Source organism: Streptomyces sp. NPDC056296 (assembly GCF_042268605.1).
Taxonomy (GTDB): Bacteria; Actinomycetota; Actinomycetes; order Streptomycetales; family Streptomycetaceae; genus Streptomyces.
Window position 1 is genome coordinate 102,312 of the sequence record NZ_JBHJRX010000005.1, and the last position, 14,482, is coordinate 116,793.

Here is a 14,482-nt window from a genome sequence, read left to right on the forward strand (position 1 = left end):
TGGGTTTGGTGTTTTTTCCCCGATTTCCTCCCTTCCGCGTGGGGGCGGGGGGAACGCGCACGAACAACCACACACAACCCGCAGCCGACCCGGGTCCGGTCCCCCACGGCGGGTAGTCGGACCACATGACCGGCAGCGTGACTTCAGAGGACGCCTACACGGCGGAGCCCTTCGTGCCGACCCGCGGCGGCCTCCCCGCCCTGCGCAAAGCCGCCGCCGACTGCCGCGGCTGCCCCCTGCACAGGGACGCCACGCAGACAGTGTTCGGCGCCGGTAAGGCGACCGCCCGCGTGATGCTGATCGGCGAGCAGCCCGGCGACCAGGAGGACCGGCAGGGCAAGCCCTTCGTCGGCCCCGCCGGGAGCCTGCTCGACCGGGCGCTGGCGGACGCCGGCATCGACCCGGCGGACGCCTACGTCACCAACGCCGTCAAGCACTTCGAGTTCACGCGGGCGGAGCCCCGCAAGCGCCGTGTCCACAAGGCGCCCACCCTGCGCGAGACGACCGCCTGCGGCCCCTGGCTGGCCGCCGAGCTGGCCCGCGTGGAACCCGAACTGATCGTGGTGCTCGGCGCCACGGCCGGCAAGGCGCTGCTCGGCTCCTCCTTCCGGGTCACGCAGGTGCGCGGCACGGTGCTGGAGGAGGAGATCCACGGGCGCCCGGAACGACTGGTGCCGACCGTGCATCCTCCCCCAGCTCTCGGCTTCGCTCGAGCCGGGAGGTGCCCCCAGGCGGTGCTGCGGGCCGAGGACCGGGACGGGGCGTACCGCGGACTGGTCTCGGATCTGCGGGTGGCGGCACAGGCACTCGCGTAATGGCTACTATGGTGGCGTGTCCCTTACTTTCACCTTCGATCCGGCCGTCACCCCCGACCTCCGCGACGGCGTACTCGACCTGTGGACCGACGTCTCCAACGCGGGCGGCTCCGTGGGCTTCGTACCGCCGGTGACGCGGGGGGACATCCGCCCCGAACTGGTCAGACACATGGTGGGCATGGCCGAGGGCCGCACCCGCCTGCTCGTCGGCCACGACGAGGAGGGGCGGGTGGCCGCCACCGCGTTCCTCGCCCTCAACACGCACCGCCTGATGACCCACTGGCTGTGGCTCTACACGGTGATGGTCCACCCGCGCCACCAGGGCCGAGGCTACGGCCGGGACCTGATGACCGCGGCCGCGGACGCCGCCCGCACCGTGGACGGCATCGGAGCGATCCGGCTCACCTGCCGGGGCGGCGGCGGCCTGGAGCGGTTCTACGAGTCCTGCGGCTACAAGGAGGTCGGCCGGGTGCCCGGCGCGATCCGCGTGGCACCGGGCGACGACCGGGACGACGTCTTCATGCTGCTGCCGCTGAACTGAGCGCGTTCCCGTCGCAGGCCGACCCCGCCGAAAGATCGGCGACCCGGCATGTTTCACTGGACAGTGCCTCTTTGTGCCAGAAACGGAAGAGTGGATTGAGATGCTCCGCTACACGCTGATGCGCCTCGGGATCTTCGTGGGCTGCCTCGTAGCAGTCTGGGGGCTCGTCTACGTCGGCGTGTTCCCGCGCGGCCTCGGTGACTCCAACGGCATGTGGATCGTCCTGCTCTCCCTGCTGATCTCGGCCCCCATCAGCTACGTCGCGCTGCGCAAGGAGCGGGACCAGGCCTCGGTCCAGGTCGTGAGCCGGGTGGACCGTATGAAGGCCAACCTCGACGCCAGCCGCGGCCAGGAGGACACCGCCGACGACACGGCGCGCACCCAGGGTCAGACCTCGTAACGTCCGTCACGCACGCGCAAGCCCCGGTTTCCGAATTCACAGGAAACCGGGGCCATCTGCGTTTTACGGGCAAGAGGCGCCTCCTGCCTCTCAAAGCGAGGCTTTGGGGGTCTCAAAGCACAGGTGTTAAAGTCGTGTGCATGAAGCACGCAGCCGCGCCCCACACACCGCCGAGCCTCGCGCTCGTGGCGCGCCTGCACGTGGACCTCTGTCGGTGCGCGTCCGCGAACTGTCGCCCCTGACGTTCCCCCCTCATCCGTCGTTCTCCACGTCAGCCCAGCGCGTCCGTCCCCGCGTCCCGTCCCCCTACGGAGCATGTCCGTGTCTTCAGTCACGAACGTCAAGAAGTACCTGAAGGTGCCCTTCTGGGCCCAGATACTCGCCGGTCTCGTCCTCGGTGTGCTGCTGGGCTGGCTGGCCCGCAGCCAGGACATATCCTGGCTGGTCACCACCCTGGAGAAGGTCGGTGACACCTTCATCGGCCTGCTGAAGCTGGCCGTCGCACCGCTCGTCTTCTTCGCGATCCTGGTGTCGATCACCAACCTGCGGAAGGTCAACAACGCGGCCCGCCTGGCGTCCCGCACCCTTCTCTGGTTCATGATCACGTCGCTGATCGCGGTGGCCATCGGCCTCACCATCGGCCTGGTCACCAACCCCGGCGCCGGCACCGGCCTCACCCCGGCCGACGGCGCGAAGCCGGAGAAGACCGGCTCCTGGATCGACTTCCTGACCGGCATCGTGCCGACCGACGTCATCACGCCGTTCACCGACCTGAACGTCCTCCAGATCGTCTTCATGGCCGCCGTCGCCGGCATCGCCGCCCTCCAGCTCGGCGAGAAGGCCCAGCCGATCCTGAACCTGAGCGAGTCCGTCCTCGCACTCCTCCAGAAGGCCCTGTGGTGGGTCATCCGCCTCGCCCCGCTCGGCACCGTCGGCCTCATCGGCAACGCGATCGCCACCTACGGCTGGGACCTCATCGGCAAGTACGCCACCTTCACCGCCGACATCTACGTCGGCTGCGCGATCGTGATGTTCGTGGTCTACCCGCTGCTGCTCGCCACCGTCGCCAAGGCCAGCCCCCTGCAGTTCTTCAAGGGCGCCTGGCCCGCGATCCAGCTGGCCTTCGTCTCCCGCTCCTCCGTGGGCACGATGCCGCTGACCCAGAAGGTCACCGAGCGCCTCGGCGTGCCGAAGGAGTACGCGTCCTTCGCCGTGCCGTTCGGCGCGACGACCAAGATGGACGGCTGCGCCGCGATCTACCCGGCGATCGCCGCGATCTTCGTCGCGCAGATCTTCGACATCCAGCTGGGCATCGGCGACTACCTGCTGATCGCCTTCGTCTCGGTGGTCGGCTCCGCCGCCACGGCCGGCCTCACCGGCGCCACGGTCATGCTGACCCTGACCCTGTCCACGCTGGGCCTGCCCATGGAGGGCGTCGGCCTGCTCCTCGCGATCGACCCGATCCTGGACATGATGCGCACGGCGACGAACGTTGCTGGCCAAGTTGTAGCACCGTTGATTGTCTCGGCGCGTGAGGGCATCCTCGACCGCGACAAGTTCAACAGCGTGGCCTCGACGCCCGTCGACGCGGACGAGCCGAAGCCGGTGGCTGTCGCCGCCTGATCGCCGACTGACAAGACAGATGACGCCCCGCGCCGATAGCTGGCGCGGGGCGTCGTTTGTCTGCGCTGGATCTGAGGTCGCCGCGATGGCGTGTTACGCGTCTCGGCTGCGTCAGTCGTGCCGTGCGAGCTTGGCTGCGGAGACGAGCAGGATCACGGCCAGCAGGGGGATGAGCACCAGGTCCGGGAACACACCCAGGAGTAGTCCGCCCAGCACGGCGCCGACGACGGAGCCTCCGGCCATGACCAGGGTGAAGCGGAGGTTCGCCCCGAGGACCGCGAAGCTACCGTCACGGCTGTAACGGGCGAACGCCACCAGCATCGCCGGCAGCGAGACCAGCAGGGAGAGGCTTCCGGCCGTCTTGATGTCCTCGCCGAAGAGCAGCACGATCGTCGGGATGAGCAGCTCGCCCCCGGCCACCCCCATGATCGCCGCGACCACTCCGATGCCGAACCCGGCCACGACCCCGCAGGGCACCTGGGCCCACAGCGGCAGCGAGAGCGTGTCCAGCGTGGTGGTGTGCGTGACCAGCAGGGCCGCCGCCATGAGCACCATCAGAGCCGCCAACACCTTGTACAGGGTGGCGCTGCGCATGCGTACCGCCCAGCTCGCCCCGGCCCAGGCCCCCAGGAGGCTGCCGGCCAGCAGGTTGATCGCTACCGGCCAGCGCGCGGCCACTTCGGCGGCCGGTACGGCCATCAGCCGGGCGGGCAGCGCGACCAGGACCACGACCAGGCTCATCGCCTTGTTCAGGATGACGGCGGAGAGCGCGGCGAATCCGAAGAGGCTGATCAGCAGCGGCAGGCGGAACTCCGCGCCGCCCAGACCGATCATTCCGCCCAGACTGCCGATGGCGGCTCCCGCGACGAACACCATGGGCGGTGAGTGCGGCGGGCGGTGAGCGATGAGGTTCTGGGCACTGGTCATGGCAGGCATCCTCGCTGGTGGCCGTCCACGCTCGCTACGGCACTGATCCACCTTCGGGGGAACTCACGGGGTGGCTGCACAAGGTTCGTTGGGACATCCAAGCTGCGGCAAGGAGTCGACACCTTCGACGGCCGCACCCGATAGCGGCGACCGTCGATGCCGGACTCAGAACGGAAGCTCGGGCTTTGAAGAGCCTCGCGTGATGGTCATGATCTGTTCGTGGAAGTCGCGCGTTGCTGGCTCACGGGGGTAGCGCGAGCGCAGTTCCCTGTCCAGCTCGTCAGCGACTAAGTGCGTTGTGGCAAAGGGAGCCCCTGTTCGATGAGCAGGGGCTTCTTCGTGTGCGGGGCATGATCGCTCTGGGGTAGGGGCAGGCAGCGGACGGCTTGTTGTGGATCGAGGAGGGTGCGATGCCGTCGGTGCTGGGGTTGATGGAACAGCGTGAGGCGCGGGCGAGGCAGGATCTGGAGTCCTGGACGGAGGTCCTGGAGCAGGCTCAGGCGGAGGTGGATGCTGCGCGGGAGCGGGTCGAGCGGGCCCGGGTGGGGCGTGAGGAGCTCGTGTCGGTACTGGCCGGGGAGAGCCCGGTGAATATGCCGGTTCCGGCGCCGTCCGGTGGTGAGAGGGCTGCCGCCGTGGGATCGGGCGGCCCCGGCGCGGGGCATGGCGAGCGGCCGCCGGTGTGGCGGTCGGGCATGGGCGAGGAGGTGCTCAGCGGCCTGTATCAGGAGGTGTTCGCCGCGGTGGTGGCCGCTTCGGGGCCGGTGAACGGAGTGGAGCTGACGCGGGCGGTGGGCCGGGAAGCGGAGATCAAGAACGAGGTGGAGAAGATCCGGCACCGTGCCTATGTGCTGGAAAAGCGGGGCTGGCTGCTGTGGGCGAAGCCCTCTCTGTCAAATTAGGTCGAGTCAGGCATACTGGATGATTCATTGAGTCGAGGGCGGAGAAGGAGTAGTGCCCGGGTGGCCAGCACCAATGACCACGGGACCCCTGATCCGCAGGTGGAAGCCCGTTCGACCGGTCCGCGCCGGTATACCGCGGAGTACAAGGCGAGGATCCTCGCGGAGTACGAGACGTTGGACAAGAAGGGCAAGGGTGCCCTGCTGCGCAGGGAGGGCCTGTACTCGTCGTTGATCACGACGTGGCGGCAGCAGCGGGACAAGGGCGTCCTGGACGCGCTCGCCGCGCCGGCCGGACGGCCGAAGTCGGACCCGAGGGACAGGGAGATCACGAAGCTGAAGGCGGAGAAGGCCCGTCTGGAGGCCGACCTCGCGAAGGCCCGCACGGTCATCGAGGTCCAGGGAAAACTCTCCGCGCTGCTCGACCAGTTCGCCACGGACAGCGCCCCGAACCAGACCGGCGAGAACACCAAGTGACGGAGGCCGACCTTGCGGCCGTGTTCGACGCTGCCCGCAACCAGGCCCTCGAAGAGCTCACCGGGCTGGTCGGACGCGTCCAGGCATGCACCGCGCTCGGCGTGAGCCGTGCCACCTACTACCGGCGACACCGCCGAAGCCCCGCCCCGGCCAAGCCGCGGCGGGAACGACGCCGGCACCCCCGTGCTCTCGCGCTCGTGCGTCTCTGAGCATCTCCGTGTACTGAGGGCGGCGACGCTTGCTCGTGGTCGACGCCGACACGTCGTTCTCCGGGTAGACCTTGAGGAATCCCCATCCCAGGCGTTCGCACAGCTCCCGGCACGCCTTCTCCTGGCGCTGGATGCCGAGTTCCTGACCTTTGCGGTCCTTGCTGATTCGTACGTAGATCCCCACACGCTTTGGCTTGGCCATGTCCCACCCCTGGTCACGTGTCAGATGCCTGCGCTCTCTACAACGTACATACACAGGATACAGTCACGCACATGGCCGGGCAGGCGCTGATCCCGGTCATCGTCTCGGCCCGCGAGGGACTGCTCGACCGCAAGGCCTACGACGCGGCGCACAGCTCGCCGATCGACGAGCCGGAGCGGGAGCGGGAGCGGGAGCAGGAGCAGAAGCAGGAGCAGGAGCAGGAGAAGCAGGCGTCGGAGCCGGTTCCGGCCGCCGTCTGACCGACGTGCTCCAGGTGCCGGCGTCGCGCTGACGACCTGATCACCGCCGCACGGACCGTACGCTGATTCGCATGGGTGCAGGGAAGACCAAGCGGATGCCGCGTGCGGTCCGTGAGCAGCAGATGCTGGACGCCGCCGTGAGCGTCTTCGGGCAGCGCGGGTACATGGCGGCGTCGATGGACGAGATCGCCGAACTGGCGGGCGTATCCAAGCCGCTGGTGTATCTGTATCTGAACTCGAAGGACGACCTCTTCACCGCCTGCATCCGCCGCGAGGCCCGCGCCCTCACCGAGGCGGTGCGGGCCGGTGTGCGTCCGGGGCTGTCCGCCGACGGGCAACTCTGGTCGGGCCTGCGGGCGTTCTTCGACCACACCGCGCGGTGCCCGGACGCCTGGCGGGTGCTGCACCTGCACGCCCGTACGCACGGCGAGCGGTTCGCCGCCGAGGTCGCGGCGATGCGCGAGGAGATCGTCGCGTTCGTGACGCAGCTGATCGCCGCGGCGGCGCGGGACGCGCACCGGGACCCGCACCTGCCCGAGGACGAGGTCGCCGGGCTGGCCGAAGCGCTGGTCGGCGCCGCCGAGTCGCTCGCCGACTGGGCCGGCGCCACGGAGGGTGTCACCGCCAAGCAGGCGGCGGCGACCCTGATGAACTTCGCCTGGGCGGGCCTGGGCGACCTGATGGGAGGCCGGCCCTGGTCCCCGCCGGAGGATCCCGAGCCGGAGCCGGTGGCACCTGCGGCCCCGGTTCAGGCCGCCCCGGTTCAGGCCAGGTAGGGCCCGACCTCGCCGGACAGGTGCAGTCGCCGCCCCTCGCCGTCGCGCAGCTCGAACCGCCCGTCCTCCCCGGCCCCGTACGCCACCGTGCCCGGCAGCAGCACCGGCGCCCGGAAGTCCGCCCGCACCACGGCCGCGTCCGGCGTCCCGTGCTCGGCGAGGCACCGGGCCACGGTCCACATGCCGTGCGCGATGGCCCGCGGGAAGCCGAACAGGCGGGCGGTGAGCGGGTGCAGGTGGATCGGGTTGCGATCGCCGGACGCGGCACCGTAGCGCCGTCCGACGTCACCGGCGAGGCGCCATCGGGCGTGGGTGGGGAGGGGTTCGGGGTTCCCGGTGGAAGGGGCCTCGGGAGGGTGTTCGGCTGTGCGGTGCCTGGCCAGGTACGTACTGCGGGACTCCCACACCAGTTCCGCGCCGGCCCGCAGCTCCGTCACGACCGTGGCCTCGGTGCCGCGGCGGTGCGGCGCCAGGCCCTCGACGTACGTGGTGAGTTCGTACTCGGCGCTCGCGGGCATGGTGGCCCGCCGGGTGATGCCGATCGACGTGTGGACGAGCCCGAGCAGCGGCAGCGGGAAGCCCCGGCCGCTCATCAGCCGCATGGCCGTCGGGAAGGCCAGCACGTGCGGATACGTCACCGGAAGCGCGTCCGCCCCGGTCGGGAACCCGCACACCCTCTCGTAGGCGGCCAGCCGCGCGAGGTCCACGCGCAGGCCGGGCAGCACCAGCCGGGTACGGGGGAAGTCCGCGTCCGGACGGGGCCGCTTGAGGGGCGACAGCAGGGCGCCGCGCAGGAGGAGCGGCGGGAGGGCGGGGACGCCGGTCAGCGTGTGCGTCGTGGGGGCCTCGGGGGCCCTGGAGGCCTCGGAGGTCATCAGGCCCCCAGCAGGCTCTGGCCGCAGACCCGTACGACCTGGCCGTTGACCGCGCCCGAGGCGGGGTGCGCTAGCCAGGCGGTGGTCTCGGCGACGTCGGCGGGCAGCCCGCCCTGGGCGAGGGAGTTCATGCGGCGGCCTGCCTCGCGGATGAACAGCGGGACCGCCGCGGTCATCCGCGTCTCGATGAACCCCGGCGCGACCGCGTTCACCGTCACCCCGTGCCCGGCGAGCGCGCGCGGCGCGAGGGAGCGGACCAGGCCGACGATGCCCGCCTTGCTCGCGCCGTAGTTGGTCTGGCCCGCGTTGCCCGCGATACCGGCGATCGAGGCCGTCGCCACGATCCGGCCGCCCCGGTTCACCGCGCCCGCCGCGAGCAGCGCGTCCGTGGTGCGCAGGACGCTCGCGAGGTTGACGTCGAGGACGGAACTCCAGCGTTCGGCGTCCATGTTGACCAGGCGCCGGTCGCGGGTGATGCCCGCGTTGTGGATGAGGACGTCGAGCCCGCCGGGCAGGGCGGCGGCGACGCGTTCGCCCGCGTCGGCGGCGGTGATGTCCAGCGCGAGGGCGGAGCCGCCGAGGCGCTCGGCGACCTTCCGCGCCTCCTCCTCGGCCTGCGGCACGTCGAGGACGACGACGTGGGCGCCCTGCCCGGCCAGCGTGGCGGCGACCGCAGCGCCGATGCCGCGCGCGGCGCCGGTGACCAGCGCGGTGCGTCCGGCGAGGGGAAGGGTCCAGTCGTCGGGGGCGGTGACCGGGGTGTCGGCCGCCCCGATCTCGATCACCTGGCCGCTGACGTAGGCGGAGGCGGGGGAGAGGAGGAAGCGCAGGGTGGACTCGGCGGCGTCGGCGTCGCCGAGCCGGACGAGGTTGACCGTCCTGCCCCGTCCGATCTCCTTGCCGAGCGAGCGCGTGAAGCCCTCCAACGCCTGCTGGGCGGCCGCCTGGTGGTGGTCGGCGGGGTCGAGCGGGGCGCCGAGCACGATCACCCGGCCGCTCGCGGTGACGGACCGTACGACGGGGTGCAGCGCGGCGTGCACCTCGGCGAGCGAGTCGACGTCCCGGACGCCGGTGGCGTCGAGGACGACGGCGGCGGGGCGTCCGGTGACGTCCTCGCCGAGTCCCGTGCGGGCCAGTACGGGCGCGAGGTCGAGGTCCGGCTTGCCCGCGGTGAGGTGCAGCAGGCCGCCGTCGAGTGACCGGCGTTCGAGTGCGGCGGGCTGCGGCAGCCCGAGCCGGCGGGTGAGGAAGCGGCCGGGCGCGGTGCCGGTGAAGCTCATATAGCGGTCGGCCATGTGTGACTCCCAGCTCCGTAAGAGGCCGTACGGGGGGCTCCGGACGATGCCCACTCTTGCTGACGCTTACTTACTCTTGCTTACTCTTGCTTACTCCGGAGTAAGGTTACCGGAGGTAAGTCCATGTCACGAGAGCAGGTCGAGGTGAGGTCGGCATGAGCCCCCTGAAGCCGCCGCAGGCGCGGCGCGTCGCGGTAGTCGGCGGCGCGCGCATCCCGTTCGCCCGCTCCGACGGACCGTACGTCACCGCCTCCAGCCAGGAGATGCTCACCGCGGCCCTCGACGGCCTGGTCGAGCGCCACGGCCTCCAGGCGCCGGGCGCCGTCGGCGAGTTCGTCGCCGGCGCGGTCCTCAAGCACAGCCGCGACTTCAACCTCGCCCGCGAGACGGTCCTCGGCTCGGCCCTGGACCCTCCCCCACGCTCGAATCCGCTCGCGCGGGGGGACCCCCATCCCCCGCATACGACATCCAGCAGGCCTGCGGCACCGGCCTCCAGGCCGTGATCGCCGCCGCCAACAAGATCGCCCTCGGCCAGACCGAGTCGGCGATCGCGGGCGGCGCGGACACGGCGAGCGACGCGCCCCTGGGCCTCAACGACCGCCTGCGCCGCACCCTGCTGGAGGCCCGCCGGGCGAAGTCCCTCGGCGGCCGGGCGAAAGCGCTGGCCAAGGTCCGCCCGGGTCACCTGGTCCCCGACATCCCGCGCAATGCCGAACCGCGCACCGGCCTGTCGATGGGCGAGCACGCCGCGGTGACCGCCCGGGCCTGGGGCATCACCCGCGAGGCCCAGGACGAACTGGCCGCCGCGAGCCACCGTCGGCTGGCGGCGGCGTACGAACGCGGTCTCTTCCGGGACTTGGTCATCCCCTTCCGGGGCCTGGCCCGCGACCAGAACCTGCGCCCCGGTTCGACCGTGGAGAAACTGGCCGCGCTGAAGCCCGTGTTCGGTCTCTCCGGCCCCGACCCCACGATGACGGCGGGCAACTCGACGCCCCTGACCGACGGCGCGGCGACGGTGCTGCTGGCGAGCGAGGAGTGGGCCGAAGCGCGCGGCCTGGAGCCCCTCGCCTACCTCACGGCGTACGAGACGGCGGCCGTGGACTTCGTCGGCGGCGATGTCGCGGGCGGTGCGGACGGGTTGCTGGAAGACGGGCTGTTGGGGGACGGGCTGTTGGGGGACGGGCTGTTGGGGGACGGGCTGTTGGGGGACGGGCTGTTGGGGGACGGGTTGCTGGGGGACGGGCTGCTGATGGCCCCGGCGTACGCGGTCCCGCGCATGCTGGAGCGCGCCGGGCTCGGGATCGAGGACTTCGACCTGGTCGAGATCCACGAGGCGTTCGCGTCCCAGGTGCTGGCCACGCTGGCGGCCTGGGAGAAACGGGGCCTGGCCCCGGTGGACGGGCCCGCCTGAACGTGGCCGGCTCCTCCCTCGCCACCGGCCACCCCTTCGCCGCGACCGGCGCCCGCGTCGTGGCGACGCTGGCCGGACTGCTCGCCGAGCGGGGCGGTCCCGGGCGCGGCCTGATCTCCGTCTGCGCGGCGGGTGGCCAGGGCGTCACGGCCATACTGGAACGAACGTGACCTACTGGCAGGTAACCCCCGAGACTGCACACGTCCGGCGCGGGACCATCCCCGAACCCGCACGAACTCCCCACGAGGGCCCCGTACGATCCCGACACTGACCGCCGGTAACCCATGTCCGCGGAACCCGGCGATGAACGCCTCGGCGCGCGAGGCACGTACGTCATGCAGCAGAGCAGCGACAGCCGAGCCAGTGACGGCCGCGAGCCAGCGACAGTCGAGCCAGTGACAGCCGCTAGCCAGCGCCAGCCGAGCCAGTGACAGCAGAAGCAGTCTCGCCGCTGCACGTCCCAGGAGCCGCCCGTGTCCACCCCGCTTCCCTCCTTCGCCGCATCCGCCGCCTACGCCGACTCGCCCGGCCCCACCCTGGTGGCGCCCGAGACGCGGCGGCTGGACGGGGCCGTACGGGAGGCGTACGTACCGCCGTTCGCCCCGCCGGCGCGGCGCGGCTCGCTCGCCGACCTGCCCTTCGACAACGCGACCGCGGCCGGGGACCAGGTGGTCCTCAGCCGCAGGTCGCCGGAGGGTGACTGGTCCGACGTGACGGCGGCCGAGTTCGCCGAACAGGTGCTGGCGGTGGCCAAGGGCATGATCGCCGAGGGCCTGACGCCGGGCGACCGCATCGCGATCATGGCCCGGACGACGTACGAGTGGACGCTGCTCGACTTCGCCGCGTGGGCGGCCGGCCTGGTCACCGTCCCCGTCTACCCGACCTCCTCCCTCTTCCAGACCCGCTGGATCCTCCAGGACTCCGGCGCGGTCACCCTGGTCACCGAGACCACCGCGCAGGCCGCGGCCCTCGGCCCCGAGCTGGACCGCATACCCGACCTCAAGCACCTGTGGATCATGGAGAAGGGCCATGTGGAGCGACTGGCGGAACTGGGCGAGCGGGTGCCGGACGCGGAGGTGGACGTCCGCCGGGGCATGCTGAGCCCGAGCACGCTCGCCACCCTCATCTACACCTCGGGCACCACCGGCCGCCCGAAGGGCTGCGCGCTCACCCACGGAAACTTCTTCGCCGAGGTCGACAACGCGATCGAGCTGCTCTACCCCGTCTTCAAGGCCAAGACGGGCGACGACCCCTCGGTCCTGCTCTTCCTCCCCATGTCCCACGTCTTCGGCCGCATGGTCGCCGTGGCCTGCGTCCGCGCCCGGGTCCGCCTCGGCCACGCGCCGAGCCTCAAGCCGGAGGACCTGCTGCCCGACCTGGCGGCCTTCCGCCCGACCTGCCTCCTCACCATCCCGTACATGCTGGAGAAGGTCTTCAACAGCGCCCGCGCCAAGGCCGAGTCGGGCGGCCGGGCCTCGACCTTCGACCGCGCCGTCTCGGTGGCCGAGCGCTACGGCGAGGCCATGGAGGCCCGCCAGGCGGGCACGGGCGGCGGCCCGGGCCGCGCCCTGAAGACCGCCCGCTCCTTCTACGACCCCCTCGTCTACCGGAAGATCCGCAACGCCATGGGCGGCCGGGTCCGGTACGCCATCTGCGGCGGCTCCCCGCTCGGCCGCCGCCTCGCCGCCTTCTACGCCGGGGCCGGCATCGAGATCTTCGAGGGCTACGGCCTCACCGAGACCACGGCCGCGGCGACGGTGACGCCCCCGCTGAAGCCGCGCCTCGGCACGGTCGGCTGGCCGCTGCCCGGCACCCGCGTCCGGATCGCCGCCGACGGCGAGATCCTGGTCGCCGGCGACCAGGTCCTGCACGGCTACTGGGACACCCAGGCGGGCGGCGTCGTGCAGGCCGCCCCCGACGGCTGGTTCGCCACCGGCGACATCGGCAGCCTGGACGACGAGGGGTACCTGACGATCACCGGCCGCAAGAAGGAACTGCTGATCACCGCGGGCGGCAAGAGCGTCGCCCCGGCCCCGCTGGAGAACTGGCTGCGCTCCCACCCCCTGATCTCCCAGTGCATCGTCCTGGGCGACCGCCGCCCCTACGTCACCGCCCTGTTCACCCTCGACCCCGACGGCGTCACCCACTGGCGCCGCATGAACGGCAAGCACCCGGTGCCGCCGGAGCTGCTGACCGACGACGAGGACGTACTGGCGGTGCTCCAGCGCGCGGTCGACGAGGCCAACAAGCTCGTCTCCCGCCCGGAGTCCATCCGCCGCTTCGCCGTCCTGCCGAGGGACTTCACGGAGTGGGAGGGCCATCTGACCCCCTCGATGAAGCTCCGGCGCGACGTGATCATGCGGGACTTCGCGGGGGCGGTGGAGGGGCTGTACGGCACGCATTAGCGGCTGTACGGCACTGCCTAGGCCGGCGTGCGCTCAGCGGCGGGCGATCAGGCAGGCCTGCGGGACCTTCGAGGACGTGCCCTCCTCCTGCACGCGCACCGTCCGGGACAGGACCGTGAAACCGGCCTCCTCCAGCAGCTCCGCCATCGGCTCCGGCCGCCGCCGTTCGAAGTCCAGGGTGACCGGGTGGCCGAAGGGCTGGTGGAGGCGGCTCGGCCCGTCGCCGACCTGGAAGGCGAGGAGCAGGTGCCCGCCGGGGGCCAGCACGCGCCGCACCTCCGCGAAGAGGTCCGGCAGCCGCTCCCACGGAGTGTGGATCGACGAGTACCAGGAGACGGCCCCCGCGAGCGCGCCGTCGGGCAGGTCCAGCTCCAGCATGGATCCCTGCTCGAACCGCAGGTCCGGGTTCTCGCGGCGCGCGATCGCGAGCATCGAGGCGGAGAGGTCGAGGCCGAAGACCCGCAGGCCGAGCGAGGCGAGGTGGGCGGTGACCCGGCCGGGCCCGCAGCCCAGGTCGGCCACCTGCCCCTCCGGTCCCACCAGCTCGGCGAAGGCGCCCATCAGCGCCCGGTCCAGCGGTGTGCCGGCGCCCATGGAGTGGAAGCGGTCCGCGTAGTCCTCGGCGATGGCGTCGTAGAAGGTCCGGGTGGTGTCCAGGAAGCCGGTGTCGCGGCGGGTGTCGCGCCCGGTGTCGTGCCGAGTGTCGTGCCGGGTGTCGTCGGTCATGGCGGGGACCCTAGTGCCCGGCACTGACAGCCGGCCGTCGGAACGAGCCGCGGCCGGAACTCACCGAGAACTCACCGAGAATTCACCGAGAATCCAGCGATAATTCAGAAAGAAAGGCCCGAAAAAGGGCAGGAGCCCCGTCGCCGAGAATGGCGCGGGGCTCCTTGGGTACTGCTGTCAATCAGACAGGAGTGACATTCTCCGCCTGCGGGCCCTTCGGACCCTGCGTGACGTCGAAGGACACCTGCTGGTTCTCCTCAAGGGAACGGAATCCCTGAGCGTTGATCGCGGAGTAGTGGACGAAGACGTCCGGGCCGCCGCCTTCCTGGGCGATGAAACCAAAGCCCTTTTCGGCGTTGAACCACTTCACGGTTCCGGTAGCCATAAGCCCTCCTTGGGCCCAAAGGGTTGCCCTGCTCCAGAACCAGCAAGTGTGAAGACTGGAATTCTGCACAACTGCATACGTCTGAGAACGACGAGAGCCCGCGGTCACATGCTCCGCAGGCTCTGTACTGCAAGGGAAACCAAACTGCAACTTGCTGTGAGCGTAGCACGCAGGCACCCGAGCGCAACAGAGGCCAAGATCACTTCACCCGAATGTTTGAACGCCTCCGCCGTTCGGCTGACGCCGGGGGGCGGCG

The 14,482-nt window shown here is 71.1% G+C and carries 14 protein-coding genes and 3 pseudogenes; 11 read left to right on the forward strand and 6 right to left on the reverse strand.

From position 1 onward, the window contains the following. Positions 1 to 125 precede the first annotated feature (125 nt). The 4 genes from ACFCZF_RS05420 (at position 126) to ACFCZF_RS05435 (ending at position 3,379) form a co-directional block, all read left to right on the forward strand. Positions 126 to 815, forward strand: a complete 690-nt coding sequence (locus ACFCZF_RS05420) for a UdgX family uracil-DNA binding protein (RefSeq protein ID WP_376670527.1) — start codon at positions 126 to 128, stop codon at positions 813 to 815. Between the two features lie 16 nt (positions 816 to 831). Beyond that, positions 832 to 1,356: a GNAT family N-acetyltransferase gene (locus ACFCZF_RS05425; protein WP_376670528.1), complete on the forward strand. Its 525-nt coding sequence runs from the start codon at positions 832 to 834 to the stop codon at positions 1,354 to 1,356. 100 nt (positions 1,357 to 1,456) lie between these two features. After that, positions 1,457 to 1,756 (forward strand): DUF4229 domain-containing protein, encoded by a 300-nt coding sequence (locus ACFCZF_RS05430; protein ID WP_375921090.1) that lies wholly within the window; start codon positions 1,457 to 1,459, stop codon positions 1,754 to 1,756. A gap of 315 nt (positions 1,757 to 2,071) precedes the next feature. Continuing rightward, on the forward strand, positions 2,072 to 3,379 hold the full coding sequence (locus tag ACFCZF_RS05435; RefSeq protein WP_376670529.1) for a dicarboxylate/amino acid:cation symporter: 1,308 nt from the start codon (positions 2,072 to 2,074) through the stop codon (positions 3,377 to 3,379). Between the two features lie 111 nt (positions 3,380 to 3,490). Here the strand turns inward: ACFCZF_RS05435 and ACFCZF_RS05440 are convergent, their stop codons facing one another. After that, the gene (locus ACFCZF_RS05440) at positions 3,491 to 4,306 is read right to left on the reverse strand and encodes a sulfite exporter TauE/SafE family protein (RefSeq protein WP_376670530.1); all 816 of its coding nucleotides are present in this window, start codon (positions 4,304 to 4,306) and stop codon (positions 3,491 to 3,493) included. A 410-nt stretch (positions 4,307 to 4,716) separates the two neighbouring features. Here ACFCZF_RS05440 and ACFCZF_RS05445 point away from each other — a divergent pair, with 410 nt between their 5' ends. Genes ACFCZF_RS05445 through ACFCZF_RS05455 form a run of 3 tightly spaced genes read left to right on the forward strand, consistent with a single transcriptional unit; the run spans position 4,717 to position 5,891 of the window. After that, on the forward strand, positions 4,717 to 5,208 hold the full coding sequence (locus tag ACFCZF_RS05445; RefSeq protein WP_376670531.1) for a hypothetical protein: 492 nt from the start codon (positions 4,717 to 4,719) through the stop codon (positions 5,206 to 5,208). 60 nt (positions 5,209 to 5,268) lie between these two features. Next, positions 5,269 to 5,682, forward strand: a complete 414-nt coding sequence (locus tag ACFCZF_RS05450; protein WP_376670532.1) for a transposase — start codon at positions 5,269 to 5,271, stop codon at positions 5,680 to 5,682. Positions 5,683 to 5,702: 20 nt separating this feature from the next. Then, positions 5,703 to 5,891 (forward strand): hypothetical protein, encoded by a 189-nt coding sequence (locus ACFCZF_RS05455; protein WP_376670601.1) that lies wholly within the window; start codon positions 5,703 to 5,705, stop codon positions 5,889 to 5,891. 37 nt (positions 5,892 to 5,928) lie between these two features. On the opposite strand, the pseudogene ACFCZF_RS05460 reads toward ACFCZF_RS05455, so the two are convergent. Continuing rightward, a pseudogene (locus ACFCZF_RS05460) lies at positions 5,929 to 6,093 on the reverse strand (recombinase family protein); the annotation flags it as partial. A gap of 59 nt (positions 6,094 to 6,152) precedes the next feature. Between ACFCZF_RS05460 and ACFCZF_RS05465 the strand changes: the two are divergent. Then, positions 6,153 to 6,353, forward strand: a pseudogene (locus ACFCZF_RS05465) (hypothetical protein); the annotation flags it as partial. A gap of 71 nt (positions 6,354 to 6,424) precedes the next feature. Continuing rightward, the gene (locus tag ACFCZF_RS05470) at positions 6,425 to 7,129 is read left to right on the forward strand and encodes a TetR/AcrR family transcriptional regulator (RefSeq protein ID WP_376670533.1); all 705 of its coding nucleotides are present in this window, start codon (positions 6,425 to 6,427) and stop codon (positions 7,127 to 7,129) included. Here ACFCZF_RS05470 and ACFCZF_RS05475 read toward each other — a convergent pair. Together ACFCZF_RS05475 and ACFCZF_RS05480 are read right to left on the reverse strand one after the other, a co-directional pair. After that, positions 7,117 to 8,004, reverse strand: coding sequence for a MaoC family dehydratase (locus ACFCZF_RS05475; protein WP_376670534.1), 888 nt, complete (start codon positions 8,002 to 8,004; stop codon positions 7,117 to 7,119). The genes ACFCZF_RS05470 and ACFCZF_RS05475 overlap by 13 nt on opposite strands. Continuing rightward, entirely contained in the window at positions 8,004 to 9,299 is a 1,296-nt protein-coding gene (locus tag ACFCZF_RS05480) for a 3-oxoacyl-ACP reductase (RefSeq protein WP_376670535.1), read from the reverse strand. Before ACFCZF_RS05480 ends, ACFCZF_RS05475 begins: the two co-directional genes overlap by 1 nt. A 155-nt stretch (positions 9,300 to 9,454) precedes the next feature. Between ACFCZF_RS05480 and ACFCZF_RS05485 the strand changes: the two are divergent. Both ACFCZF_RS05485 and ACFCZF_RS05490 read left to right on the forward strand, forming a co-directional pair. Further along, positions 9,455 to 10,880 (forward strand): annotated as a pseudogene (locus ACFCZF_RS05485) (beta-ketoacyl synthase N-terminal-like domain-containing protein). Between the two features lie 303 nt (positions 10,881 to 11,183). Next, positions 11,184 to 13,115, forward strand: coding sequence for an AMP-dependent synthetase/ligase (locus ACFCZF_RS05490; RefSeq protein WP_376670536.1), 1,932 nt, complete (start codon positions 11,184 to 11,186; stop codon positions 13,113 to 13,115). Between the two features lie 33 nt (positions 13,116 to 13,148). Here ACFCZF_RS05490 and ACFCZF_RS05495 read toward each other — a convergent pair whose 3' ends face one another. Further along, positions 13,149 to 13,841 carry a class I SAM-dependent methyltransferase gene (locus ACFCZF_RS05495; RefSeq protein WP_376670537.1) on the reverse strand — a complete coding sequence of 231 codons (693 nt, stop codon included), beginning with the start codon at positions 13,839 to 13,841 and terminating at the stop codon, positions 13,149 to 13,151. A gap of 181 nt (positions 13,842 to 14,022) precedes the next feature. Next, positions 14,023 to 14,226: a cold-shock protein gene (locus ACFCZF_RS05500; protein WP_003974443.1), complete on the reverse strand. Its 204-nt coding sequence runs from the start codon at positions 14,224 to 14,226 to the stop codon at positions 14,023 to 14,025. Between the last annotated feature and the right edge of the window lie 256 nt (positions 14,227 to 14,482).

What these genes read in the sequence shown, in the direction of transcription:
- ACFCZF_RS05480 (WP_376670535.1), bottom strand. Translation starts at nt 9,299, where the DNA reads ATGGCCGACCGCTATATGAGCTTCACCGGCACCGCGCCCGGCCGCTTC.
- ACFCZF_RS05475 (WP_376670534.1), bottom strand. Translation starts at nt 8,004, where the DNA reads ATGACCTCCGAGGCCTCCAGGGCCCCCGAGGCCCCCACGACGCACACG.
- ACFCZF_RS05440 (WP_376670530.1), bottom strand. Translation starts at nt 4,306, where the DNA reads ATGACCAGTGCCCAGAACCTCATCGCTCACCGCCCGCCGCACTCACCG.
- ACFCZF_RS05420 (WP_376670527.1), top strand. Translation starts at nt 126, where the DNA reads ATGACCGGCAGCGTGACTTCAGAGGACGCCTACACGGCGGAGCCCTTC.
- ACFCZF_RS05435 (WP_376670529.1), top strand. Translation starts at nt 2,072, where the DNA reads ATGTCCGTGTCTTCAGTCACGAACGTCAAGAAGTACCTGAAGGTGCCC.
- ACFCZF_RS05470 (WP_376670533.1), top strand. Translation starts at nt 6,425, where the DNA reads ATGGGTGCAGGGAAGACCAAGCGGATGCCGCGTGCGGTCCGTGAGCAG.
- ACFCZF_RS05445 (WP_376670531.1), top strand. Translation starts at nt 4,717, where the DNA reads ATGCCGTCGGTGCTGGGGTTGATGGAACAGCGTGAGGCGCGGGCGAGG.
- ACFCZF_RS05430 (WP_375921090.1), top strand. Translation starts at nt 1,457, where the DNA reads ATGCTCCGCTACACGCTGATGCGCCTCGGGATCTTCGTGGGCTGCCTC.
- ACFCZF_RS05495 (WP_376670537.1), bottom strand. Translation starts at nt 13,841, where the DNA reads ATGACCGACGACACCCGGCACGACACTCGGCACGACACCGGGCGCGAC.
- ACFCZF_RS05500 (WP_003974443.1), bottom strand. Translation starts at nt 14,226, where the DNA reads ATGGCTACCGGAACCGTGAAGTGGTTCAACGCCGAAAAGGGCTTTGGT.